This is a genomic window from Streptomyces sp. NPDC048419 (assembly GCF_043200415.1).
Lineage (GTDB): Bacteria > Actinomycetota > Actinomycetes > Streptomycetales > Streptomycetaceae > Streptomyces.
The window spans coordinates 1-22,519 of sequence record NZ_JBICXT010000055.1 but is presented as its reverse complement, the minus strand read 5'-3'; the positions used below and the strand labels follow the sequence as shown (position 1 = coordinate 22,519).

General features: G+C 68.3%; 22 protein-coding genes and 2 pseudogenes. 10 read left to right on the top strand and 14 right to left on the bottom strand.

Annotation, left to right across the window (positions count from 1 at the left end):
- Positions 1 to 204 precede the first annotated feature (204 nt).
- Together ACGFYN_RS45790 and ACGFYN_RS45785 are read right to left on the bottom strand one after the other, a co-directional pair.
- Positions 205 to 1,287, bottom strand: coding sequence for a hypothetical protein (locus tag ACGFYN_RS45790; RefSeq protein ID WP_393871927.1), 1,083 nt, complete (start codon positions 1,285 to 1,287; stop codon positions 205 to 207).
- A 502-nt stretch (positions 1,288 to 1,789) separates the two neighbouring features.
- The gene (locus ACGFYN_RS45785; RefSeq protein ID WP_393871926.1) at positions 1,790 to 1,960 is read right to left on the bottom strand and encodes a hypothetical protein; all 171 of its coding nucleotides are present in this window, start codon (positions 1,958 to 1,960) and stop codon (positions 1,790 to 1,792) included.
- A 1,433-nt stretch (positions 1,961 to 3,393) separates the two neighbouring features.
- Here ACGFYN_RS45785 and ACGFYN_RS45780 point away from each other — a divergent pair.
- Positions 3,394 to 3,552 carry a hypothetical protein gene (locus ACGFYN_RS45780; RefSeq protein WP_393871929.1) on the top strand — a complete coding sequence of 53 codons (159 nt, stop codon included), beginning with the start codon at positions 3,394 to 3,396 and terminating at the stop codon, positions 3,550 to 3,552.
- A gap of 76 nt (positions 3,553 to 3,628) precedes the next feature.
- Here the strand turns inward: ACGFYN_RS45780 and ACGFYN_RS45775 are convergent, their stop codons facing one another.
- Entirely contained in the window at positions 3,629 to 5,137 is a 1,509-nt protein-coding gene (locus ACGFYN_RS45775) for a SulP family inorganic anion transporter (protein ID WP_393871925.1), read from the bottom strand.
- A gap of 427 nt (positions 5,138 to 5,564) precedes the next feature.
- On the opposite strand from ACGFYN_RS45775, the gene ACGFYN_RS45770 reads away from it, so the two are divergent.
- Positions 5,565 to 5,969, top strand: coding sequence for a MerR family transcriptional regulator (locus ACGFYN_RS45770; RefSeq protein ID WP_393871924.1), 405 nt, complete (start codon positions 5,565 to 5,567; stop codon positions 5,967 to 5,969).
- Between the two features lie 157 nt (positions 5,970 to 6,126).
- On the opposite strand, the gene ACGFYN_RS45765 is transcribed toward ACGFYN_RS45770, so the two are convergent.
- On the bottom strand, positions 6,127 to 6,351 hold the full coding sequence (locus ACGFYN_RS45765) for a GIY-YIG nuclease family protein (RefSeq protein WP_393871923.1): 225 nt from the start codon (positions 6,349 to 6,351) through the stop codon (positions 6,127 to 6,129).
- A gap of 531 nt (positions 6,352 to 6,882) precedes the next feature.
- Positions 6,883 to 7,218 (bottom strand): annotated as a pseudogene (locus ACGFYN_RS45760) (PucR family transcriptional regulator); the annotation flags it as partial.
- Positions 7,219 to 7,369: 151 nt separating this feature from the next.
- Here ACGFYN_RS45760 and ACGFYN_RS45755 point away from each other — a divergent pair.
- On the top strand, positions 7,370 to 7,870 hold the full coding sequence (locus ACGFYN_RS45755; RefSeq protein ID WP_393871922.1) for a hypothetical protein: 501 nt from the start codon (positions 7,370 to 7,372) through the stop codon (positions 7,868 to 7,870).
- Between the two features lie 231 nt (positions 7,871 to 8,101).
- Here the strand turns inward: ACGFYN_RS45755 and ACGFYN_RS45750 are convergent, their stop codons facing one another.
- The 3 genes from ACGFYN_RS45750 to ACGFYN_RS45740 are packed head-to-tail and all read right to left on the bottom strand — an operon-like array spanning position 8,102 to position 10,213.
- Positions 8,102 to 8,902: a hypothetical protein gene (locus ACGFYN_RS45750; protein WP_393871921.1), complete on the bottom strand. Its 801-nt coding sequence runs from the start codon at positions 8,900 to 8,902 to the stop codon at positions 8,102 to 8,104.
- Positions 8,889 to 9,548, bottom strand: a complete 660-nt coding sequence (locus ACGFYN_RS45745; RefSeq protein WP_393871920.1) for an ABC transporter ATP-binding protein — start codon at positions 9,546 to 9,548, stop codon at positions 8,889 to 8,891. Before ACGFYN_RS45745 ends, ACGFYN_RS45750 begins: the two co-directional genes overlap by 14 nt.
- Positions 9,549 to 9,559: 11 nt before the next feature.
- Positions 9,560 to 10,213 (bottom strand): TetR/AcrR family transcriptional regulator, encoded by a 654-nt coding sequence (locus ACGFYN_RS45740; RefSeq protein WP_393871919.1) that lies wholly within the window; start codon positions 10,211 to 10,213, stop codon positions 9,560 to 9,562.
- An 832-nt stretch (positions 10,214 to 11,045) separates the two neighbouring features.
- Between ACGFYN_RS45740 and ACGFYN_RS45735 the strand changes: the two genes are divergently transcribed.
- Entirely contained in the window at positions 11,046 to 11,654 is a 609-nt protein-coding gene (locus ACGFYN_RS45735) for a hypothetical protein (RefSeq protein ID WP_393871918.1), read from the top strand.
- Positions 11,655 to 12,224: 570 nt separating this feature from the next.
- On the opposite strand, the pseudogene ACGFYN_RS45730 reads toward ACGFYN_RS45735, so the two are convergent.
- Positions 12,225 to 12,992 (bottom strand): annotated as a pseudogene (locus ACGFYN_RS45730) (DUF4142 domain-containing protein).
- 359 nt (positions 12,993 to 13,351) lie between these two features.
- On the opposite strand from ACGFYN_RS45730, the gene ACGFYN_RS45725 reads away from it, so the two are divergent.
- Positions 13,352 to 14,590: an IS110 family transposase gene (locus ACGFYN_RS45725; RefSeq protein ID WP_393871917.1), complete on the top strand. Its 1,239-nt coding sequence runs from the start codon at positions 13,352 to 13,354 to the stop codon at positions 14,588 to 14,590.
- A gap of 7 nt (positions 14,591 to 14,597) precedes the next feature.
- Here ACGFYN_RS45725 and ACGFYN_RS45720 read toward each other — a convergent pair whose 3' ends face one another.
- The 4 genes from ACGFYN_RS45720 to ACGFYN_RS45705 all read right to left on the bottom strand — a co-directional run bounded on the left by ACGFYN_RS45720 (position 14,598) and on the right by ACGFYN_RS45705 (position 17,416).
- Positions 14,598 to 15,041, bottom strand: coding sequence for a galactose oxidase early set domain-containing protein (locus tag ACGFYN_RS45720; protein ID WP_393871916.1), 444 nt, complete (start codon positions 15,039 to 15,041; stop codon positions 14,598 to 14,600).
- Between the two features lie 34 nt (positions 15,042 to 15,075).
- Entirely contained in the window at positions 15,076 to 15,297 is a 222-nt protein-coding gene (locus ACGFYN_RS45715) for a hypothetical protein (RefSeq protein ID WP_393871915.1), read from the bottom strand.
- A gap of 99 nt (positions 15,298 to 15,396) precedes the next feature.
- Entirely contained in the window at positions 15,397 to 15,552 is a 156-nt protein-coding gene (locus ACGFYN_RS45710) for a hypothetical protein (protein WP_393871914.1), read from the bottom strand.
- A gap of 184 nt (positions 15,553 to 15,736) precedes the next feature.
- Positions 15,737 to 17,416 (bottom strand): chloride channel protein, encoded by a 1,680-nt coding sequence (locus ACGFYN_RS45705; protein WP_393871928.1) that lies wholly within the window; start codon positions 17,414 to 17,416, stop codon positions 15,737 to 15,739.
- 356 nt (positions 17,417 to 17,772) lie between these two features.
- Between ACGFYN_RS45705 and ACGFYN_RS45700 the strand changes: the two genes are divergently transcribed.
- Positions 17,773 to 18,054 (top strand): universal stress protein, encoded by a 282-nt coding sequence (locus ACGFYN_RS45700; RefSeq protein ID WP_393871913.1) that lies wholly within the window; start codon positions 17,773 to 17,775, stop codon positions 18,052 to 18,054.
- Positions 18,055 to 18,068: 14 nt separating this feature from the next.
- On the opposite strand, the gene ACGFYN_RS45695 is transcribed toward ACGFYN_RS45700, so the two are convergent.
- Positions 18,069 to 19,469 (bottom strand): amino acid permease, encoded by a 1,401-nt coding sequence (locus tag ACGFYN_RS45695; protein ID WP_393871912.1) that lies wholly within the window; start codon positions 19,467 to 19,469, stop codon positions 18,069 to 18,071.
- Between the two features lie 229 nt (positions 19,470 to 19,698).
- Here ACGFYN_RS45695 and ACGFYN_RS45690 point away from each other — a divergent pair, with 229 nt between their 5' ends.
- The 4 genes from ACGFYN_RS45690 to ACGFYN_RS45675 all read left to right on the top strand — a co-directional run bounded on the left by ACGFYN_RS45690 (position 19,699) and on the right by ACGFYN_RS45675 (position 22,289).
- Entirely contained in the window at positions 19,699 to 20,886 is a 1,188-nt protein-coding gene (locus tag ACGFYN_RS45690; protein ID WP_393871911.1) for an FAD-dependent monooxygenase, read from the top strand.
- A gap of 173 nt (positions 20,887 to 21,059) precedes the next feature.
- Positions 21,060 to 21,506, top strand: coding sequence for an ATP-binding protein (locus tag ACGFYN_RS45685; protein ID WP_393871910.1), 447 nt, complete (start codon positions 21,060 to 21,062; stop codon positions 21,504 to 21,506).
- Positions 21,507 to 21,732: 226 nt separating this feature from the next.
- A complete protein-coding gene (locus ACGFYN_RS45680) occupies positions 21,733 to 21,921 on the top strand; it encodes a hypothetical protein (protein WP_393871909.1) in 189 nt (62 codons plus the stop codon).
- Positions 21,922 to 22,109: 188 nt separating this feature from the next.
- Complete coding sequence (locus tag ACGFYN_RS45675) at positions 22,110 to 22,289, top strand: FxLD family lanthipeptide (RefSeq protein WP_393871908.1); 180 nt, start codon at positions 22,110 to 22,112, stop codon at positions 22,287 to 22,289.
- Positions 22,290 to 22,519: the final 230 nt, after the last annotated feature.

The following is a 22,519-nucleotide window of genomic DNA, read 5'->3' as shown; positions in this document are numbered from 1 at the left end:
GGAGCGGAAATCCCGCGCCAGGCACGGCCCGTTGAACGGGGAACCCACCCGAAGCCCCAGCCGGTGGTCACCGGCCAGCAGGCGGGAATCTCCGTACTTTAGGGCGGAGAGGATGTCAAGCCACACATACGCCGCTCGACAAGCAGAACGTCAAAGATCAGTAGTCGCCGCGGTCCATGCCCATGGCATTCACGATGAGAAACGTCACTGGCTGGAACAAATATAGGTCACCTCCATTGTAAAGGCGGCGTACAGATACTCTTTTTCACCGTCCTGCTTGGGGTCGCAAACCAGTACGCGCTGCCCGCCCCGTGTGGAGGTTTGGTAGCCGATGATGACTCGCCAGTGGCCCATATTTCCTCCCTCTGCGGCCATGATCAGGGAACCGGCGTCTATAGCCGTGATGATCTGCTGGAAAGTTGGACGTCCGGCCCCTTCGGCGGTCACCGCAGTACCGAAGAAACAAGGTGATCCACTTTGCGCGAGCATGCGAAGGTATCCCCGGTTGATCCAGAAGTTTTCCGCATCATCTTCCTTTATCGCGTCCATCCACGACAGCACCGCGCCGACGGATGGAGTGCCTCCCATGCTGGAGCACGCAGCCTCGTATGCCTCACGATACCCTCCGCCGCCCATAGCCCAATCTTCGTCCCCTTCAACGGCGTCGGACATCGCGTAGGCGTGTGCACGCTCGAATTGGTTCGTAGGACTCCCCAGCGACGTCGCCACAATCGCTGTTGCCGCCGCGTAGCAAAGCTGTCCAGCTTGGCGGATAGCAGCTTCGGAATGCCATCCTGTGCTTAGTACCTTCTCGTTCCAAACTTCCAGTGCCTTCGACTCCTTCGTCTCCATTTCCGGGCTCGTCACGATGTACTCGGGCGATGACAGATCTAGACTGCACATCCCACATCGCCCGCCCGGCAAGCATTCGCCAGTGTCGTGGAAGTGCTCGCCACCCCTGGGACATCGCTTCACTTGACTATTTTCAAATTGTTCAGCCGTAAACGCCTGCCCGCAAATATCACACAGCACTTCGAGCGGGGCGACCTGTTCGGGCGGTGGAATTGTCACTGATCCTGGGTGCGTGGTGTCTGTGGGTGGTGGAGGCCCGGTTAGGCTGTTCACGACGGTTTGGAGGGCGGCCAGTGGCGGCAGCGGGTGAGCTTCCACAAAATCCAGGACTATTTCGCTAATCCGAGTCTGGACTGCTTCGCTAATCTGATCCGTTTCGCTAAAGCGGCTTGGTTCGCTAACTCTGCTAGCTGCCTTGGATTCCGGGTCGCTCATTTGATTGCCTCTCTCTCGAGGGCGCTGCATTTTGCGCCGCTCAGCACGGAACGCTGTACGCTCGCAGATGTCTTGGCTTGCTCACTCTCTCCTGCCCGGTGCTGGGTCGCCAGGTGATCGAAGCCCCAACGGTTGTGGTCAGTGACGTGCTCTGTGGTGCCCGAGAGTGCGGTCGCTGTGTCGCGTGGTGCCGGTCCATGAGGTGCTCCTCGGCAGCCCCAAGGTCTGGATCAGTAGCCGAATAAGTGACGCGGCGGGTTGCTGGCCTGCGAACAGCTAAGCGATCAACTCATTGACCTACCATGGAGCCGTCATTGGTGACCCTTGACGCTTTTCCACGGCCCCGTGATGATCTGCTCGGCGTCGAGGAACCCGATGTCCCCTCCTTCGCAGCCGTGTCGGACGCGATTATGGGAAGCATGGACGGCGGCGGCCTGGGCGTCCGTCGTCGAGCCGGGCCGCATCGCCCGGCAGGAGCTGAACGCGCTGGTGCAGTCCTGGTTCACCGCCAGCAGCGCGGCCGGGCCTGCTCGCGCACGTCCGCGCGCACGCCCAGATCGCCGCCGATCCCGACCTTGACCTGCAGATCGTCAACACCGCGCGGGTGATGTTCCAGGGCGTCTACAGCACCATGGTAGCGATCGGCAACACGGTGCACACTCTGCTCACGCACCCCGGGGTATTGAAGACGCTGCGCGAACCGGCCCTGTTGCGCACCGGCATCGACGAGTTCGTCCGCTTCGACGGGCCGGTCCCGGGCACGAGCCCATGGAGTCCTGTGAGATCGGCGGCGCCTCCGTGTCTGCGGGCGACACCGTCAATGCTGCTGTTCGCCGCCGCCAACCACGATCCCGGCCGGTTCCCCGAGCCGCCGTCCCGACTGCTGCTGGACCGCTCGCCGAACCAGCACCTCGGTTTCGGCTGGGGCACTCATGCGTGCGTCGGCACCGTGCGCGCGTGCCGGACGTGGACACGGGTGCCTACACGAGATTTATGGATCGACTCACGGCCGGGGCTCTTCATCCGAACCGCACGGAGGAGATCCTGGACAGCCTCATCGCCAACACCAGCTGAGGACTTTGGACACAAGAGCCGCGTCAGCGGCGTTGACAATCCTTTCACCGAACGGGCGGGAACGTGGTCGGCAAGGCCGGTTCGCTCCTCGTCGTGGACGATGCCGTGTGCCCGCGCGAACTCTTCCAGGTCGTCGATGGCGAAGAGGTAGCGTGACGAGAATCGAACTCGCGCTCTCAGCTTGGGAAGCGACGGCGCTTCAACGGCGACATTGCTTCTGACCTGGGTATACAACGCTTGCGGTGCAGCTTCGAGGACTGGTTTCGCACCGCTGTTTACCGTGGTTGTCCGCTCTTATGGGCACGCTTTGGGCACGAGCCCGCGCCGTGATGCTGCGCGAGCTTTCGAGGGGCCAGTTACGGGCGCTCGCCCCAACGTCGGCTTGCACGTGCACACCGCTGTGTCAGCGTAGGCGGTCGGTCGGCCTGCGGCTGGCATCAGCTACCGACAATGCGGCCCCGGTCGACGTCCAGCGGCTCAGTCGCGTGGCGCAGCCATCTGGACGACTGAGCGACGGCGCTCATACCTCCAGACGATCCAGCCACACGTCCTGACCGTCTGCCAGAGGGAAGGCCAGGGGTAGTGGCTCAAAACGGCAATGGAACGTCATGCCGTTGTCGCGGCCCGCGCCTGTCACATGGTGGTCCCACATGTCCGGGACGTCTGCGTCGTCGGCCACTGCCAGTTCGAAGAAGGTGGTGTGGCGGGGGAAGAGGCGGATCGGATGCGGGGTGTACTCCTCGGCGATGGGGCGCAGGACCCGGACACATTCCAGCCCGCACTCCTCCGCGACTTCCGCAATACGGCCTCTTCCAGAGGCTCGTGCGGATGCACGCCCCCTGCCGGGACATGTGTGCCGGGCGGCAGGTCCGCGTCGTGGTCGAACACCAGGAGTTCCACCGGCCGTCCCGCGCGGCGTCGAAGCACATAGGCGGCCACCCGAACACGCATCGTCAGCTCCCGCATCCCCGCAGCGTAAGGGGTGCACCACCGACCACGAGAGATGATCCAAGATCAAGGAGAGACCGCCAGATGGTGTGCGTCGTGGCGGCCGTGTACGTCAGTGCGCGGACAGCGATGGCGCTGGGGCGGGATCTGCGGTCGGCCGTCTTCGCCCGGGTGCGGACGTTCTCCGGACGGGAGGTCGGGCGGTTCGGCGCGGCCTCGCTGATCACCCGGACCACTAGGTAATTAGCGTAGGTGCCCCATGGATGAGAGCCGCGGGAAGTTGTGCCTCTCACGGCCCTCGGTTGCGGGTATGAGCCGGTCAGTGACTGCCGGCCCGCTCCCGGGAGAGCGTCTGGTGGATCCGGGCACTGGGCTCGTTCAGGCCGATGATCTCGACGGCCTTGCCGCGCTGGGCGTACTTGGTCTCGATGGCGTCCAGGGCGGCCACGGAGGATGCGTCCCAGATGTGGGCGGCAGTCAGGTCGATGACGACCCTGTCGGGGTCGGTGGCGTAGTCGAACTGGCCGACGAGGTCATTGGACGAGGCGAAGAACAGCTCGCCCGTGACCCGGTAGACGACCGTGCTGCCGTCGGGGTCGGTGACGGCGGTGACCTCGGCGAGGTGAGCGACGCGTTTGGCGAAGATGACCATGGCGGTGATCGAACCGGCGACGACGCCGATGGCGAGGTTGTGGGTGGCGACCACGCACGCGACGGTGACCACCATGACGGTGATCTCCCCTGCCGGCATCCGCTTCAGCGTCTTCGGGGCGATGGAGTGCCAGTCGAAGGTGCCCACCGACACCATGACCATCACCGCGACCAGCGCGGCCATGGGAATGTCGGAGACGATCGGCCCGAAGACGATGCACAGCACCATCAGGAACGCGCCGGCCAGGAACGTCGACAGCCGGGTGCGGGCGCCGGACACCCGTACGTTGATCATCGTCTGGCCGATCATGGCGCAGCCGCCCATGCCCCCGAAGAAGCCGGTGACGATGTTGGCGACGCCCTGGCCTACGGACTCGCGGGTCTTGGAGGAATGGGTGTCGGTGATGTCGTCGACCAGTTTGGCGGTCATCAGCGACTCCATCAGGCCGACCAGCGCCATGGCGAGCGCGTACGGGGCGACGGTGGTGAGCGTGTCCAGGGTGAACGGCACGTCCGGCAGCCCCGGCACCGGCAGCGAGGACGGCAGCTCACCTCTGTCGCCTACGGTCGCCACCGCGATCCCGGCCGCGACGGTGATGACGGTGAGGATGACGATGGACACCAGGGGTGCCGGGACGACGGTGGTGACTTTCGGGAAGAACACCATCAGCGCCAGCCCGGCCGCGATCAACGGATAGACGGGCCAGGGCACATCCGTCATCTCCGGTACCTGCGCTATGAAGATCAGGATGGCGAGGGAGTTGACGAAGCCGACCATCACGCTGCGAGGCACGAACCGCATCAGCTTCGCCACCCCGAGCGCGCCGAGGACGATCTGGAAGACGCCGCCCAGGATCACGGTCGCGACCAGGTAGCCGAAGCCGTGCTCGCGGTTCATCGGGGCGATGACCAGGGCGACGGCACCGGTGGCCGCGGAGATCATGGCCGGTCGGCCGCCGACGATCGCGATGGTCACAGTCATCGTGAACGAGGCGAACAGGCCGATGGCCGGATCGACCCCGGCGATGATCGAGAACGAGATCGCCTCGGGAATCAGGGCCAGGGCGACCACGAGCCCGGCCAGCACCTCCGTGCGCAGCACCTTCGGATCGGACAGCCAGGTGGGACGGAGGGAGCCGCGCAGCCACGCGGCCGGGGAAAGTGCGGAGGGAGACAAGAGATGGGGAACCTGTCGTGCTCGGGCACACCCGGCATCACGGCGGGCGCGCAGGAAGACATGGAGGGCCGGGGCGGCCGTCCACCAAGTCCAAGTCCGCGAGCGGCGGACCGAAGTCAATGGGCAGCAGCGAAGCGACCCGCAACGGAATCGAGCGCTACTGGGGGGGGCGAAGGGTCACGGCGGGCAGGCAGCGGCGCCAGGCATCATGGGCATGCGCACGCTCTCTCCTGCTTCACGGACTGCAGTCTTCGCCGGAGGCGTCGTCGGTTCCGACACGGCTGACGGCACGGGACGGCATCCCGCACCATGGGAGCGGATGCGGCAGGCAGCCGACCCAACAACAAAGCAACTCTACCCTAACGTTAGAGTAGAGATCGGCGACGGTCGCCTGCGGTTGTGGCGAGAGACGAGGAAGGCACCCCGCGTGAGCAGCGAGCACATGCAGATCGGCGAGGTCGCCGCACGGACCGAGCTGTCGCTGCGCACCATCCGGCACTACGAGGAGACCGGTCTCGTCATCCCCTCCGCCCGTTCCCAGGGCGGCTTCCGCCTCTACACCGAGTCCGACGTCGCGCGCCTGATGGTCATCCGTCGTATGAAGCCCCTCGGCTTCACCCTGGACGAGATGCGCGCGCTGCTGGAGGCCACCGACCGCCTCGACTCGGACGAGGAAATGCCGACCGAAGAGCGCGAGCAACTGCTGGACCGGATCCGCGGCTTCGAGCAGGCCGCCCAGCAGCGGGTGGAGGACCTGCGCACTCAGCTCTCCCGCGCCGAGGAGTTCGCGGCCACGCTGGCCGAGCGCCTCACGCGGACTCCCGCCTCCTGACGCGATCCCGCCGACTGTGCCCTTACCGTGGGCGGGTGAGGATCCGCGTTCACTCCGCCGCGAGATGCCCCCGTGGTCGGCGGGAAGGCTGCTCCTCCGGGCGGGGTCCGGCGCTGGTGTAGTACACGGTCCGTCCCTGCTTGACGCGTTCTCGGATCTATCCGTGCTCGGCGCCGTCGACGTTGAGCGGCGGACGCAGCCGAGTGATGAGCAGTGTCTCCACCGGTGCGGGGTCGGGGAGTTCGCTCCAGGTGAGGTGGAGGTGCTCGTGCATCCAGCCGGTAAGGCGTTGCTCGTCTTCCGGGATCAGGATGACGCGGTCGGTCCACGTGGTGCGGTAGCCCTCGGTGGACATCAGCAGGCCGGCCAGCGTGCGGCGCAAGGTGGATCGGCCCGAGTCCCGAAGATGGTTGGAAGCGATGCGGGTCCTCAGTCGCTGGCCTTGCCGAGATAGAGGAGCCGCTGCGCGGGATCGCCCTCGTTGACCGGCCCGTCGAAGGCGGTCAGCACCTCTGCCGGTGCCCACCAGGTGTACAGACCCAACTGCGGTGGGCAGTTCGGCGACCGCAGCGCTCAGAGAGCGGGGCTTGGAGTGCAGGTCGGCCTCGGCCTGTCGCACGATTGTGTCGAGCATGCGCGCACCTTAGGCGCGGCGGTGCCGATCTGTCTGCGGCTCAGGTGTGATCGGTATCCGAGGCGTGGCCCTCTTCCAGTGCCGAGAATCTGGGCGAGCAGGGCGACGGTGCAGCGTCGGGCTGAGGTGGGCGGCGCGTTCCGGGCGGAGCGGGCAGCCGGGTGCTCAGGGTGTCGGGATCGCCGTCAGCTGCTTCCGCGGCACGGCTGCTCTCGACTGCTCCCGCTGCACGGCTTCTCTCGCCCCGGACCACCGACGGGAGCAGGAGAGATGGCCGTGTCACAGGTCCGCGGCGGGCCAGTCCAGCAGCCGGGCACCGATGACCGCGGTCTGGAGCATGTAGCGGTGGGCCGGGTCGGCGGGGTTGGCGCCGGTCAGTTTGTGGATGCGGCCCAGACGGTAGGTCAGGGCGCGAACGCTCAGGGAGAGACGGCGGGCGGCCTCGGCGGCCACGCAACCCGAGTCGAAGTAGGCGGTGAGGGTGTCGAGGAGGGGCTCGGCGCCGCCGCGGGCTGCTGTCAGCGGGCCCAGGGTGTCGAGGGCGAGGTCGGCCATGGCCTGCCGGTCGCGGGTGAGGACGGGGTAGACCAGCAGGTCGGCGGCGCGCGCACCAGGGGCTGACCGGCCCGTGGTCCGGAGCCGCCGCACAGGGGAGGGCGGCTCCGGACCACGTATCTCCTTCGACCTGCTGAGAGGGACCCATGACCACCGGCCAGGACACCGGTACGTACGAGGCGTCGGCTGCGGGCGTGCATGGGAGTATGCCGTGCTCGTCGGCGAAGATGCGTCGGCACTGGCCGTTGCAGAAGCCGTGGAGCGTGCCGTCGACCTTCAGGGTGAGGTCGGTGATGTTCAGGTCGACGGTCATGCCGCACACCGGGTCGAGGACGGTGCCGGGCGGCAGGTCGGCGGTGGACATGTGGGCGATGGCGTCGCGGTGCGGGGCGGTCATGTGCTGGATCAGGTCGAGACTGCCCATGGGGCGTCCACACATCCCGAGGCTGCCCTCGGCGATGCCGACGACGTGGACCAGGGCGTGCGGCTGGTCGCGGAGCCGGTCGGGGTCGCGGCCGGCCGCCGCCTCGGTCTCGGCGAGGGCCTGGGTGAGACGGTCGATGGCGTGGGCGCTCATCTCCTTGCGCCAGGCGGCCGGTGCGTTGACCCGGATCAGGTAGCGGGGCGGGTCCGCAGGGTCGACCGGGTGACGGTCGCCGGTGATCCAGGCGGCCGGTTCGTGGATGAGGACCTGGGTGAGAGCGCGTGCTGAGTCCATGACGGCTTCGGCGTGAGCGTCCTCGGTGCCCATGAGCGCGTCGATGAGCCGCTTGCCGAGTTGTTGGCGTTGTGCCGGTCCGAGAACGCCCGCGGGGGCGAAGACTTCGATGACAATCATGGCTTCATGCTTGTCGGGGGGACCGCGGTGGTCGTCGTACGGGAGAAGCGGATCGGGGTTACTCCGAGGGGAGTGGTCGGCTACTGCGGCGGGAGTACGCGCTTCTCAGGCGCCGGTGCGCGTGCGATTGCGGGTCCTGATCCGGAAGATCACCAACCCGATCGCGGCGAAGCCGGCCGCCCAGGTCAGACCGAGCGCGAGGTGACTCCACAGTGCGATGTGGCCGAAGGAGCCGCCGACGGCGAACTGCATCGGCCCGAAGGACGGGAACCATTCCAGGACGGGCTTGTTGGCGAGCGGGTTGCCCAGCGGGTTCTGCAGGAAGGTGTCCATCAGCCCGCCCATGATGATCAGGAAGAAGCCCTCAAGGTCGTGCTTGACCAGGACGCCGAGGAGTAGACCGAGGGCGCCGTAAGTGAGCGCGATGACGGCGAAACCGGCGAGCACGGCGAACCAGCCGCCCGGCGACGGGCGCCAGAAGAACAGGACGGCGAGCGCGGTGTACAGGGCGATCGCGCTCGCGACCAGGCCGACGGCGAGGGTCTTGGCGCCGATGAGCATGGACTGCCGGTATCCGGCGAAGACGAGGCGCCGGTCGAACGCGAGCGCCTTGCGGACGGCGTCGAAGACGACGAACCCGGCGATCATCGTCACGGAGTTCAGGCCCGCGGAGATCAGGGTGAGGTGGCCGCCGTCGACATGCAGGACGTCACCGGTCGCGTACAGCTTGAAGTCCAGCACTTCACCCGAGGCCAGCGCATCCATGAGCAGGTACCAGACGGGCACGAACAGAACGAGCAGCAGCCCGGCGAGCCGGTTGCGGGTCTGGTCGCGTACCGAGAAGCGCAACGCGGTGGGGAACTGGCCGTAGAGCGGCCGCAGTTCGGACGTGTCATGCGCTGACATGCTGTTCCCTCCCGGCAGTTGTGCGCGGCGTGAGGCTGCCGTCGGTGAGGTCGGCCAGCAGGTCGAAGCGGTCCTGTTCGAAGACCAGGTGGGTGATGACCACGACGGCCTTGCCGCGACCTCGCAGGTCGTCCACCAGGTCCCAGAACCGCAGATAGGTCTCCCAGTCGAAGCCCTGGTACGGCTCGTCGAGGAGCAGGACGGCCGGGTCGTGGAGCAGGGCGAGGGTGAGGTTGAGCTTCTGCCTTGTGCCGCCGGACAGTTCGCCGACGAGGGACTTGCCGTACTGCTCGTAGCCGAGGAGTTGGACGAGTTCGCGGCCGCGGTCCAGGTCGGGTAGGCGGTGGGCGGCGGCGAAGTAGCGCAGGTGCTGTTCGACGGTGAGGCTCGCGTTGAGGACGGGGTCCTGCGGGCAGTAGCCGAGGGTGCCGGACAGGACGACCTCACCGCGGTCCGCGGTCAGGGTGCCGGCCAGGATCTTCAGCAGCGTCGACTTACCGGCGCCGTTCTCGCCCACGACGGCGACGAGTTGCCCGGGGGCGACTGTGAGGTCGGCCCCGCGCAGGACAGGGTGCCTGCCGTAGGATTTGTGGATGTCGTGGGCCTGAAGTACGGGCGTGGTTGCGGGTGTTGAGCCGGGCGCCATGCGCAGCCTCCCTAAGGGGCGTCTCCTTGTGCTTCCCGTGGTTCCGGTGGGGTCGCGTTCAGTCCACCCGCGTAGATGCTGAGCATCTCCGGGGCCCAGCGGGTCATGCCGTCGGCCGACAGCGGGTCCGTGCCCAGGACCTCGGCGAGACGGTCGCGCAGCAGGAACAGGGCCAGGTCGTTGGAGAGGAGGAGGGCGGCACGTACCGCCGGGTCCCGTCCGGAGGAGGCCAGTCCGGCCGCCGTCAGACCGTCCAGCGCCGCCCTGCTCAACTCGTACAGCCGCCGGAACAGCAGACGTGCGGCGTCCGTGTCGGACAGCAGCAGCCGGCGCAGGTAGCCCGGCAGCGGTGAGTCGTCCGGAAGGTGCCGCGCGAAGACCTCGCTCAGTGAACTCGCCCCGACCCCGGGGTCGAGCAGCTCCGCGCCGCCCTCACCGGTCAGCTCTCCGAGCATTGCCTCGAAGACGTCCAGAACGTACTGGTCGACCTCCTGGCGCAAGCCCTCCTTCGACCCGAAGTGGTGCACGACCAGCCCCGGCGAGACGCCGGCGGCAGCGGCGATCTGCCGCATTGTGGCCGCCTCAGGCCCGCTTGCGGCGAACAGGGCCAGAGCCTCGTCGCGGATGACCGCGCGGGTAGTCCGGTCGTCGCGGATTGAATGCATGTGCAGCATACTAAACGAGCGTTCAATTGGTGTCCAGAGTGGGGCCCGAAGGTCCAAGGCCGGGAAGTTAGCCTGTTTGTGCTGGTGGCAAGGGCGTTGAGGCCCAGGTTGTGGCTGCGTAGAGGCCGGGTCCGAGTTTATGGATGAGCCCGGTGGTGGCCTATCGGGAGAGCTGCCGATACATGGTGTGCAACGTGACGTCGCCGAAATGGGCGGGCGGCGATCTCCGCGGGTCTCCACAGGCGGGTCGGGTCGTCCTGCAGCAGGGCGAGAGTGCGATGCCGTCGGCGCTGGGCTGGGGCGGTGTGGCGGTCATCGCGGGAGACCGTGGGCAAAGGCGGCTGTTGGGGGCCAGGTTTGAGGACGGTGACGGTGAGGCCGGTGATGGTGCGGCTGCGATCGGGACGGCCGTCATCTCGCCGCTCGCTGTAGCGGGACATCGGGGACTTGACCTTGCGAGTGCTGGCCCGGTTACGGCGAGGCGCAAGGAGTCGGTCCCGCACCCGCCGGCCGACCAGTCCGAGAGAGCCTGGCTCGTCGGGGACGATCCCTATGGCTTGGACGACCTGGTCACGGGCGGTCTGTAGAGCCACGGTGAAGCAGCAACGATCGGGGTCGATGCCGGGGACGGACTCGGCGGCCTCGACCATCACGGCCCGTAGGGCCTGGTAGAGCGTGAGCAGGGCCCACATCTCCTGCTCGAGGCCGGCGGGGTCACCCGAGCGGAGGTTCCGACCGGCCATGATCGTGTGGCGGAGCGCGTAGTAGGTGCTCTCGGGTGGCACTCGTGCGCCGAAGACGTCGGCCTTCGCTCCCTGCCGAGCCGCACCTCATGGCGCATCTGCGTGTGATGGTGTGGGGGCCCGCGGAGTTCGTCGGACTGCCGCCCTGGTGGCTGGTCGGGGAGGGGATCCTGGTGGGGATCCTCGGTGCCGGGGCGATCGTTGCTACGACGCTCTTCGGTGCCTGGACGGGCAGACCATCGCTCGCCGACGGCGAGGCGGGACTGGTGTGCGTCGGTGCTCTCGCGCTGTATCTCGCCTTCGTGGGAGCGGAGCGTGCCCTGGTCGGCATCGCCGCGTTGCTGGGCGTCTGTCTGGCACTGCGGGTTCCGCAGACCGCCGCTGGCGTGGTGCTGGCGGAACGGGGCCAGGTGCAGTCCGTCGTGGTGACGTCGGTCGAGAACGGCCGGGCGACCGCCGGCGGGCACGCCCGGTACCTGTGCTCAGTGGCGGACGCCGACGGAACGCCGCTCAAGGTCCGCATCTGGCGCGGCTGCGGACAGACCACCCGGCCCGGAGACGCGTTCGCCGTCGTGTACGACCCCAAAGGGGCGATCGCCCCGCGCGGTGCCCAGGAGGGAACCGGCAACGACGGGGTCGATGGGCGACCTGGCGCCCTGGGTGCTCGCGCTCGTCGCCGGGGAGCCTGGTCGCCGTAGTCCCCGCTCCTATCGGCTTTCCCACCCTGCAGAGGTGAGGCCCCGTGTTCGGTCCCACGGGCCAGGCTAGGGATACCAGTCGTCCTGCCCGGCCGGATGCAGTTCGTAGGGCAAGCGTGAGAGCCTTGATGGCCTGGTAGGTGAGGGTCGACTCCAGCAGCAGGTCAGACCCTCAGCCTCCTCATGTCTGATTCGTTGCAAGCAGTGCACGGGACTCCTGGCGCCCGCCATGGCCTTCGCGAAGGCCACGAACTCCCGTGCGTTGAGGATCCGCCGGTGGACCGTGACCTGATCGAGGCTGTGCGCGGGCAAGGGTATCGGCGGTGGATTTGAGATCCGGGCTGTTCAGTGATGAGGAAGTCGAGTTCGTGGAACAGCACGGCGTTGCGTTTCTCGTCTTCCCGTCGGTCGTACAGAAACGACGTCAGGTTGATCACGGCACTCATGCGTCAGCGTGCACCGGCGCGTTCGGCACGTGTCTCGACCTGGGCATCACGGCGGACAGCCGCCCAGTCGTCGACCTCGGAGTGCGGGGCACGCTGGCGCAGCGCGGCGTCGCGGACCGGGAAGTCATCCCGCGGTCGGGGAAGCCGAGGGGCCGGGGGTGGCGGTGGCGGCCGGGCCTGTCGGTACTCCCTCGCCCGACACGCCCGGGGGCACCGTGAGAGCGACCACGGGTGCCCCGGGCTGCGGCACCGGAGGCGTGACCTGGGCGGAGGGGAGCTTCGGCGGGGTCGTCTCCTGGAAGTTGACCTGGTCGAAGTTGACCAGCCCGGTCTTCTCCATCTGCTCGATGTGGTCCAGGACCACGTCGTTGGCCTGGTCGGCCAGTTGGCGCACGAGGGTGTTCTCGGTGATGGAGCGGATCTTGGCGATGGTGTTGAAGATCGAGCCATGGGTGACGCGCAGGATGTTGGCCAGGTCGGAGTCGAACTGCTTCCCCGGTCCGACTTGAACTTGTCCAGGAAGCCCTGCTGCTGCGGAGTGGGCTGGTTGGGGATGGTGACGTTCAGCTCGGGGGCGATCTTGCGGCAGCTGGCGTCGAGCGCGGCGTGTCCGATGACCAGGTGTCGGCCGGCCTCGCGCACAGCCGCGGTCGTCCCCTTCGTCATGGCAAGCTCGCCGGACGGGCCCTCCCAAAGCCCGGCGGAGCGCACGAAGACGACGAAGTTGCGGTCGGCCTCGGTGAGTGGTCCCCACCGAGTGTTGGCGATCACGCGCGACTGGTTCGTGGACGCGTTCTGGACACCGAGCATGCTCGGGTAGGCCAGGGCGGCGAGCGTCACGCTCAGCGCCGCCGACGAAGACGGTCCCGATCGTGCCGCGTGAGATGGGCATGGTGCCTCCTGGTGCGGACAGCGTGGTCGTCTGCTCGTACGGGGGCGGCACGGAAAGAGAACCTTTGCGCTAGGTAAAGGTTGCATGATGCCACGGAGTGGGGGGCGTGCCTGCAGGGGTTAGTAATCCGAGCCCCTGGCGGGGCCACCCTGAGCGGGTGAAAATCGGTTCGTGGCCGTCCGACGGACGTCGTGCCGCCTTGGCGTGATCCGAGCCCGTGGGTTAGTAGGACGGTGGGGGTTTGTTGACAGGCACCCGGAAGCGCTGCTTCGAGCGCGCGTATTAGACTCTTCCGCCTGCTGGACCCCTGTCGGACGGTCACGTGCTCGCGGCCGACGTCGGGAGGGGGTGCCGGGGCAATGGAAGTGATCCACGAACGCTGTGCGGGGATCGACATCAGCAAGGCGGACGTGAAGGTGACGACCCGTGTGCCCGGCACCGGCAAGCGGCGCCGCAGCGAGACCCGCACTTTCACCACCATGACCCGTGATCTGCTGGCCATGCGGGACTGGCTGCTCGCCGAGGGGGTCACCCTGGTCGGCATGGAAGCCACCGGCATCTACTGGAAGCCGATCTTCTACCTGCTCGAACACGACCTGGAATGCTGGCTCCTCAACGCCCGGCACATGAAGGCCGTCCCCGGTCGCAAGACCGATGTAATGGACGCCCAGTGGATCGCTCAGCTCGTCGAACACGGCCTGGTCCGACCCTCGTTCGTGCCCCCGGAGCCGATCCGGCAGTTGCGCGACCTCACGAGGTATCGCACCGAGGTGATCCGCGAGCGGACACGCGAGACCCAGCGGCTGGAGAAGCTGCTGGAGGACGCCGGGATCAAACTGTCGACCGTGGTCTCCAACATCCTCGGCGTCTCCGGCCGGGCCATGCTGGAGGCCCTGATCGCCGGGCAGCGCGATCCGCAGGTTCTGGCCGAGATGGCCAAGGGTTCGATGCGCCGCAAGACCGACACTCTCATCGAGGCACTGACCGGCAACTTCGGTGACCATCACGCGTTCTTGGCGCGCACGATGCTGGACCGGATCGACGCCTGCACCGCGACCGAGACCCGGCTCAGCACACATATCGACCAGCAGCTCGGTCCCTTTCGGCGCCGGGTCGAACTCCTGCTGACCGTCCCTGGCGTCAGCACCCGAGCCGCCGAGGTGATCCTCGCCGAGATCGGCGCGGACATCGCCCGTTTCCCCACCGCGGGTGACCTGGCCTCCTGGGCTGGGGTCTGCCCCGGCAACCACGAGTCCGCCGGCAAGCAGCCGACCGGCAAGACCCGGCACGGCGACCCGTGGCTCAAGGCCGCGCTCGGGCAGGCTGCCGTGTCCGCTGCGCGGACCAAGGACACCTACCTCGCCGCCCGCTACCGACGTCTGGCCGCCCGCCGGGGCAAGAAACGTGCCCTGGTCGCCCTGGAACACTCCATCCTCATCGCTGTCTGGCACATGTTCACGAACGACGCTGAGTACGCGGATCTCGGCGGCGACTACTTTCTCCATCGTGTCGGGCGTGCGCGACAGACCCGACGGCTCGTGAGCCAGCTCAACCAACTCGGCTATCAAGTGGTCCTCCAACCCGTCGAGGCTGCCTGATCTGCGGCTACGGACACGGGGTGCGGGATTTTCGTATTAGCGCCGTCGGACATGCAGCCAAAGCCTTCGAGGGGGTGCCGCTGCCGTCCGTCGCGATGACCATGTACCAGCTCGGCGGCACGAGTGACGGGTCGTCGGGGATCCGGACGGTGAGTGACCCGCTGGTGTGGCGCACCACGTTCAGGGCCACGGAACGCTGGTCGAAGTCTGTGACGTGCGTGGCTGATCCGGGCCGCATGAGCCGAACACGGGTGATGCCGGTGGCGTCGGGGGAGCGAAGGGTGATCTCGTCGCCGTGCCGGACGTCAGTCGCGCCGCCGAGTCCGAAGCGGGGCTGGGCGCCGTGGAAGAGGTACGGCGGTGAGTACACCTCGACGCGTTGCCCGAAGTGGCCGGGGGAGACGAAGTCGAAAAGGAAGTCGGCGTATGGGGGCTTGCCCGCGATCGACATCCCGGTCGCCCGCGCCAGCCACTCGCCCCCGATGTCACCCAGGACGCGCCTCGCGCCGCAGTGGCTGACGGCCTTGGCCGCGGTGACCCGGCAGCTTCTCGGGATCCGGCTCGCCCTTGCGCTCGATCACAGGACGGGCGGTGCGCTGACTGCGACGGGCGTAGAACCACAGAGCCGCAGGCCCCCAGTGCCTGGCCGTGATCGGGGACACCAGATGCATGATCCACATGTACTGCCGGGACGCGCGCAGTGCCATGTCCGATGCGATCGCCAGCGCGCTCGCCCGGGCGCGGTGAGACTGGCCCAGCCTAGCGCCTCCAGCCAGACCGGAGGCTGGTGGTGCGGCTCCATCGCGTCACCTCTCGTGCAGGCGTGCCGCCGCGACGCGCCCCGGCCGCATGATGCGCATCTTGCGGCTCTCGCAGGCGGGGCAGCGCGGTGACTGCAACGGCGACGGCACGCGTCTGCCGTCGAGGTGGTAGACGGCGGTGATCCGTGCCTGGTCGTCCACCTCACGCCGAGGTCGTACGTGTCCTCCCAGCCGTGCCCGCAGTCGAGGCATACGAACGAGTAGGAGCGCTGGACGTGGTCTGTGTGCATGGCCCACCTCCTCGGGGTGATCCGGGCATTCAGACCTTGCGTATCCATTTTTGCGCAATGCAAAAGTCGGCTATGTGGAGAGATGGGTAGATCCGTCAGGCGGCCGTGTGCACCGCGCGCAGTGCGCTCTGGTGGCTGAGCCAGCCGATCGGCTTGCCGTGGTCGGCGTCGAGGACGGGTATCCCGGTCCCGGACGCCGACAGCAGGGTGTGCAGGGCCTGGGCGAGGGGCTGGTCCGCTGTGATCGGTGCGGGCGGTTCGGAGAGTTGCCCGACCAGGGCGGGGGCACCCTCCGGCTGTTCGGCGAGCGCCTCGGCCACCGCCTGTGCGGTGACGACGCCGATGTAGTGGCCGGTGTCGTCGACCACGGGAAGGGCGCCGTGCCCCGAGAGGCTCAGCAGGTCGGCCGAGTCCGCCAGGGTCGTGGATGCGGACAGGGGTGAGGGCAGTGATTCCATAACGGCGCTCACGTACTGGGTGCCGATCAGGGCGCCGGGCGCGGGGCCCTCGAGGTCGATGCCGCGGCGGCGCAGCTTGAGGGTGTAGATGGTGTCCCGCGAGATCAGGCGGCTGACGGCGGTGGCCAGCACGATCGCGAGCATCAGCGGAAGGATGATCGAGTACTCGCCGGTGAGCTCGAAGAGGATGACCACGGCGGTGATCGGGGCGCGGGCCGCGCCGGCGAAGACGGCTCCCATGCCGACCAGCGCGTACGCGCCGACCGCGCCTGCGGAGTGGGGCAGCAGGTGGTGGACGCCGATGCCGTACGCCGAGCCCAGCATCGCGCCTATGAACAGGCTTGGTGCGAACACGCCGCCCGAGCCGCCGATTCCGATGGTCAGGCTGGTGGCCAGCATCTTGCCCACCAGCAGCAGGAGCAGGAAGCCGACCGCGTAGCCGCCCTCGGTCGCCTTCTCCAGCACCGGGTAGCCGACGCCGTACATCTCCGGCAGAGCCAGCAGGACCACGCCGAGGGCCAGCCCGCCGACCGCCGGGCGCAGCCACTCCGGGCCGCGCCACACCCAGTCGCAGGCGTCCTCGATCAGGTACAGGAACCGGGAGAAGCCCACGCCCACTGCCGCGGCGACGATGCCGAGCACGGCGAACAGGCCGTACTGGGCGAGATGGTCGACATGGAAGTCCAGAAGGCTCAGGAAGGCGTTGTCACCGAAGGCGGCGCGCCCGATGATGCTCGCAGTGACGCTGGCCAGGACTGTCGCCCCGAAGGCTTCCGCGCTGAAGGTGTCCAGGATCAGCTCCATCGCGAAGAACACGCCGGCCAGCGGGGCGTTGAAGGTGGCCGCGATGCCGCCCGCCGCACCACAGGCGACCAGGAGCTTCATCCGGCCCTCGGTCACCTTCGTGACCCGGCCGAGCGTGGAGCCGAGCGCCGAGCCGATCTGCACGATGGGGCCCTCGCGACCCACCGAGCCTCCCGAGCCGATGCACAGGGCGGAGGCGAGTGTCTTGACCACGGCGACCTTGGGGCTGATCCGTCCGCCGCGCTGGGCGACGGCGAGCATCACCTCGGGCGCGCCGTGGCCGCGCGCCTCCTTGGCGAAGCGGTTGACCAGCGGCCCGTAGAGCAGGCCGCCGATCACGGGGGTGAGGAGCACGAAGTACGGGCCGAGCCAGGGTATGTGCGGATTGTCCGCGCCGGGGGAGGCGGCGTAGTCGGCGTGGCCAGAGAGCAGGTGCGTAAAGGTCCTGATGCACCAGCGGAAGACGACCGAACCGGCCCCGGCCCCGGCGCCGACCACGATGGCGAGGGCCATCAGGGTCCAGGGGGCGGTGCGCAGGCCCGCGAGTCTCGGCGTGGGGGTGAAATCCCTCATCGCCGTGCTGGTCACGTCTTGTCCGTCCCTTGCTGCCGGTATGGCTCTCATCGCCTCCCCTTCCTACATTTGCATTATGCAAAACTAGTCAAGGGTACGTGTCACGTGACCTTGTCAGCCCGTGGGGACCGAACGGCTCCTTGGCAGGCGGGCGTGCTCACGGGAGCGTGGGCGGACGTGGCAACTGCGCAGGTGAACAGTGAGTGATCAGGTCTCCTCGCCGCTGATCGTGGTGGGAGTCGACGGCTCCGAGGCCAGCCGGGCGGCGCTGCGCTGGGCGGCCCGCCACGTACGGCATGCCGACGGACTACTCCGACGTCGAGAAACAGGCCCGCGGGAACCTACGGCGCACGCTCGACGAAACCCTGGGCGAGCACCCGGAAGTGCCCGTCGCACCCCAGGTCGTCGAAGGCCAGCCGACGGCGGTGCTGACCGACGCGGCCAGGGACGCCGACCTGCTGGTGGTCGGCAGTCACGGGCACGGCGCCTTCGCCGGGATGCTTCTCGGCTCGGTCAGCCACCACTGCGTACAGCAGGCGACCTGCCCGGTCACCGTCGTCCGTGCCGGTGCGATCTGACCCTCGCGCGAGCGTCAGTCCGCCTCGGCGCGCGCCTCGACGTCCTGGATGCCGGTCGGACGGCCGGCTCGCGTCCACCGGAGGTACAGGCCGCCCGCGATGAGCAGCGTCGCGGCCAGGGACAGCATCGGCCAGCCGCGCAGCAGGTTCACCGCGAGGGTGAAGGCTACGGCCACGGCGGCCAGGCCGTTGACCCAGGCCAGCCCCGTCGTGTTCTCCCGGGTGGCGAAGCGGGCCATGGCGAGCAGGCCGACCAGGAAGCTCACGAAGACTGCGACCGCGTAGAACAGGACCAGCTCCTGCTCCTGGCCCGCCGCGGCAATGATGATCAGAGCGGCGGCCGCCAGATAGACCACGACCGACCAGTACGGGGTGTGGTGCCGGTTGATGCGGCCGAGCACCGGCGGCAGCACACCGGGCCGCTCCGCCGTGCCCGACAGCGCCTTCAGTAGTCCGGGCCCGGCCTGGAAGGACGAGCTGGCCGCGGCGAGCAGCAGCAGCGAGCTGGTCAGCTGGAAGGCGCCGTAGAGCCAGCCCGGTCCGGCGGCGGCGTGCGCGATGTCGGCGATCTGGGTGGAGTCGGCGCCGGGGATACCGATGTGCAGGCGCACGGCGAGTGCGGTCAGGGCCAGGGTCAGGCCGCCGACGATGACCAGGAGCAGCGCGAGCGTGCCGCGGCCGAAGCGGCGGCGGTGGGTGTCATCGAGCTGGCCGAGTTGAGCGATCGCGGTGGAGGGTGCCTCGATGCCGGTGGCCAGCGCCATGGCGACCGGGAAGGCCAGGACCACCGCGAGCATGGCCGATCGGCCGGGATCGGTCGTGGCGGCTGCGTGCCCGGTGGCGTGCGGCGAGGTGAAGCCCAGGACGAGGACAGCCACGGAGATGACGACGAAGGCCACGGTCATGACCGCGAACAGCAGCCGTCCGCCGTGCCCGAACCAGGTCAGCCCCGCCACGATCAGGAGCAGCACCAGCGCGAGCGGGATCCGCAGCGGCGCCAGGCCCGGGAACAGGGCGATGACCGCGCTGGCCGAGGCCGCGATCGAGATGCCGATGGTCAGCACGAAGTCGACCACCAGGGCGCCGATGGGCAGGAACGTCCAGCGCGCCCCGAAGGCCCGCCCGGCCGCGGCCGCCGCACCGCCCCCCTTGGGGAAGCGGCGCACCAGCTGCCAGTAGTTCGCGGTGACGACCACGACCAGCCCGATGACCAGGCTCATCGTCGGCAGCAGCAGGGCCAGGTCACCGTGCAGGGCACGCAGCGCCGCCTCGATCGCGTACGCCACCGAGGAGGCCGGATCGGCGATCACCGCGAAGGCGAACGCGAAGAAGAGCACGGAACGGCGCGGGCCACGGCCGCGCACGGCGGGGGAGGGGGCGGACGCGATGGCGGCGGCCGACTTCGACGAGGTCACGCGAAGACCTTCCTGGAACGGTTCGTTGAGGACACTTCGCCGACCCGTCTTCCCGGCACACCGCTCTTGACAGTACGTCAAGAGACCGTCAGTGAGGCGTTAGGGATGCATCAAGATTCAGGTGGTGCGTGCAGGTGGACCCGGGCCTTCTTGACATCCGAGCTTTGCATTGCGCAAAGGTATACGGAGAGAGGGGAACGCCGGAGCGCGGAAGAGGCGATGCACACCGATGAGAGCAGTGATCTGCGGAGCCGGTATCGCCGGGCTGGCCCTGGCCGGCCGCCTGCACAACGTGCTCGGCTGGGAGGTCGTGGTCCTGGAGAAGGCTCCATGCCCCCGCACCGAGGGATACATGATCGACTTCTTCGGCCCTGGCTACGACGCCGCCGAGGCCATGGGCGTGCTGCCCTGGCTGGAGGAACTCAGCTACCCCGTCTCCGAGGCGGCCTTCCTCGACGACCACGGCCGGTGCCGGGCCCGGCTCGACTACGAGCGATTCGCCCGTTCCCAGGACGGGCGCCTGCTCAGCATCATGCGACCGGACCTCGAACTCGCACTGCGGGAACGACTGTCCTTCGCCGTCGGCCTGCGCTTCGGCGTCGGCCCGGCAAGCATCGCCCCGAGCCCTTATGGCATCCGCGTCACCCTCACCGACGGCGCTACCCTCGACGCCGACCTCCTCGTCGGGGCCGACGGCCTCCACTCCACCGTGCGGGCCATGGTCTTCGGCGAGGAGCAACGGTGCGTGCGCCACCTCGGCTACCACACCGCCGCCTTCACCTTCGACGACCCCCAGGTCCACGCGGAGTTGGGCGACCGCTTCTGCCTCACCGACACCGTCGATCGGCAGATGGGTCTGTACGCCCTGCGTGACGGCCAGGTCGCCGCCTTCGCCGTCCACCGCAGCGCCGACCCCCGGCGCCCCGAGGACGCACGGGCCGCTCTCCGTCGCGAGTACGGCTCCCTCGGATGGCTCGTCCCCCGCGCCCTGGCGGCCTGCCCGCCGCATGCCCGGGTCTACTACGACCAGGTCGCCCAGACCGATCTGCCGTCCTGGAGCCGCGGACGGGTCGTCCTGGTCGGCGACGCCTGCCAGGCCGTGTCCCTGCTCGCCGGGCAGGGCGCTTCCCTCGCGATCGCCGGCGCCTACGTCCTGGCCGACCAGCTCGTCGGCGCCCGCCGGGTGGAGGACGCGTTGCACGGTTACGAACGCCTGTGGCGTCCGATCATCAGAGACAGGCAGCGCGCCGCCCGCAGAACAGCCCGCTGGTTCGTCCCCGATTCGGCACGGCGACTGCGCGTCCGTCATGCCGCCCTGCGCTTCGCCGGCCTGCCGGGCGCGAGCCGTCTCGCCGGCATCTCGCCGGCCGGGAGGCGGCGGCCCTTCCTGCGGCAACTCGCCACAGTGCCCGCGTAGTCCGATCAGGACCAGGACGCGTGGCGTCGCACCCGTCGATGTGAGTCGGCGAGCAGAAACGACCGGGCGCCCGACGACCCCGAGAACTCGAGAGGTTCAGATGTCATCAGGTTCCCGACCCGGTCCCGGCGCCGTCACCGCCCAGCTGCGTGAAGCACGAAGGCTCCACCCCAATGACGAGTCTGAGAACACCAGTTGAGGCCCTCTCCGCCGGCCATCCCATGTACAGCCAGGCCTTCCCGTGCGAGCCGGCCACGGCCGAGCCCGGCCGCGAACTCGTCCGATGTGTCCTCAGCGTGTGGCACCTCGACGGCCTCGCCGACCGTGCCGCGCTGATCTTCACGGAGCTCATCGCGAACGCCTCCGAGCACACTCCGTGTCCCGAGATCCGCCTCACGGTTGGGCGGACGAGCGCGACACGACTGCGTGTCGGGGTCGTGGACCGGGAACCATCGCGTCTTCCCATACTCAGCCAGGCGGCTGACGACGACGAATCGGGCCGCGGGCTGCTCCTCGTCGATGCTGTCGCCGACCGCTGGGGCTACGACTTGCATGGCTCGGATAGGCGCCCTTGGGGCAAAGAGGTCTGGGCGGAACTCCGTACCGAGGGCGGCAAATGAGCATCCCGGCGACGGCACCGTCGCCTCTTCCAGATCTCGCCCGGCTCCGGCCCGCCAGCAGATGGCCATGGACCGTGCCCTTTGCGCCCGGCCGCTGGGAGCGAGCGGTCGACGGCTGGGCGAGGTACGCCACCGGGGCCTGCCGTTCCAGCTCTGGGCCTGCGCTCCCAACTGCCAGGCCGCCAGATCGACTGTCCCGACCAGCTGAGAAAGGGGACGTCCTTCCATGGAGTGGCCGTGGGTTACCGGTGATTGCTGGCTCGGCTGCGGCCGTACCGGAATCCTGGTGATCTGGCTCGGCCCGGTGCAGTGGGACGGGCAGCACGCCCCCTTCTACGCATGCGAGCCGTGCCTCGACCGCCTCAAAGCCCAGGCGCTCGCCTACTTCATGCAGCGGCGACCGGCATCCGCTTGATCAGAATCCCGGCACACGACTTCCCGGCGCAGGCAGGCAGCCCGCGAGGACTTCCTATGCGGAGCACGTCCCCTCGTGCCGGGCGGCCAGGAGTCGTCCGGGGAGCAGCCGTCCGGCAACGCTCCCGTGACGGCACCTGGTGGGCGATCCAGCCCAGTAACACCACAACGATTACGAGGAGTTGAAGCATGACACGCAGCATCGTAGTTCCCAGCCGCACCGAAGTACGCCCGCAGATCCCTGGGGCGTCGGACAGCTTCGACCTGGACGTCTCCCTCGTCGAGATCGCCGACCCGGCGGGCCTGGTCAACCTGACCGACGACAACTGCGGCTCCACCTGCGGCGCCTGCACCACCAACGTCGCCTGACAGTGAGGATGTGACGTGGTGACGCCGCTGGTGGGTCTGACCCCTCGCCTGACTGACGTCTCGACTGCCCTGTTTGGGATTTGTCGGCCCGCCGGGCGTCACCACGCACGCGGCCGGACGGGCGTTTGTGACCTTATAGCGCCTCTGTGTGTCAAGCGGCCTGAGCGAGATGGTTCCGTTGGTCGCGTTTCATGATCCGGTAAACCACGTTGGACAAGCGCCGTTTGAGA

Bases quoted from the DNA above. Each gene is read 5' to 3' on its own strand.
- ACGFYN_RS45790 (WP_393871927.1), bottom strand. From the start codon at position 1,287: ATGAGCGACCCGGAATCCAAGGCAGCTAGCAGAGTTAGCGAACCAAGC.
- ACGFYN_RS45780 (WP_393871929.1), top strand. From the start codon at position 3,394: ATGGTGTGCGTCGTGGCGGCCGTGTACGTCAGTGCGCGGACAGCGATG.
- ACGFYN_RS45750 (WP_393871921.1), bottom strand. From the start codon at position 8,902: ATGTCAGCGCATGACACGTCCGAACTGCGGCCGCTCTACGGCCAGTTC.
- ACGFYN_RS45745 (WP_393871920.1), bottom strand. From the start codon at position 9,548: ATGGCGCCCGGCTCAACACCCGCAACCACGCCCGTACTTCAGGCCCAC.
- ACGFYN_RS45740 (WP_393871919.1), bottom strand. From the start codon at position 10,213: ATGCATTCAATCCGCGACGACCGGACTACCCGCGCGGTCATCCGCGAC.
- ACGFYN_RS45735 (WP_393871918.1), top strand. From the start codon at position 11,046: ATGGCGCATCTGCGTGTGATGGTGTGGGGGCCCGCGGAGTTCGTCGGA.
- ACGFYN_RS45725 (WP_393871917.1), top strand. From the start codon at position 13,352: ATGGAAGTGATCCACGAACGCTGTGCGGGGATCGACATCAGCAAGGCG.
- ACGFYN_RS45720 (WP_393871916.1), bottom strand. From the start codon at position 15,041: ATGTCGATCGCGGGCAAGCCCCCATACGCCGACTTCCTTTTCGACTTC.
- ACGFYN_RS45715 (WP_393871915.1), bottom strand. From the start codon at position 15,297: ATGGCACTGCGCGCGTCCCGGCAGTACATGTGGATCATGCATCTGGTG.
- ACGFYN_RS45705 (WP_393871928.1), bottom strand. From the start codon at position 17,416: ATGGCCCTCGCCATCGTGGTCGGCGCCGGGGCCGGGGCCGGTTCGGTC.
- ACGFYN_RS45700 (WP_393871913.1), top strand. From the start codon at position 17,773: ATGCCGACGGACTACTCCGACGTCGAGAAACAGGCCCGCGGGAACCTA.
- ACGFYN_RS45690 (WP_393871911.1), top strand. From the start codon at position 19,699: ATGAGAGCAGTGATCTGCGGAGCCGGTATCGCCGGGCTGGCCCTGGCC.
- ACGFYN_RS45685 (WP_393871910.1), top strand. From the start codon at position 21,060: ATGACGAGTCTGAGAACACCAGTTGAGGCCCTCTCCGCCGGCCATCCC.
- ACGFYN_RS45680 (WP_393871909.1), top strand. From the start codon at position 21,733: ATGGAGTGGCCGTGGGTTACCGGTGATTGCTGGCTCGGCTGCGGCCGT.
- ACGFYN_RS45675 (WP_393871908.1), top strand. From the start codon at position 22,110: ATGACACGCAGCATCGTAGTTCCCAGCCGCACCGAAGTACGCCCGCAG.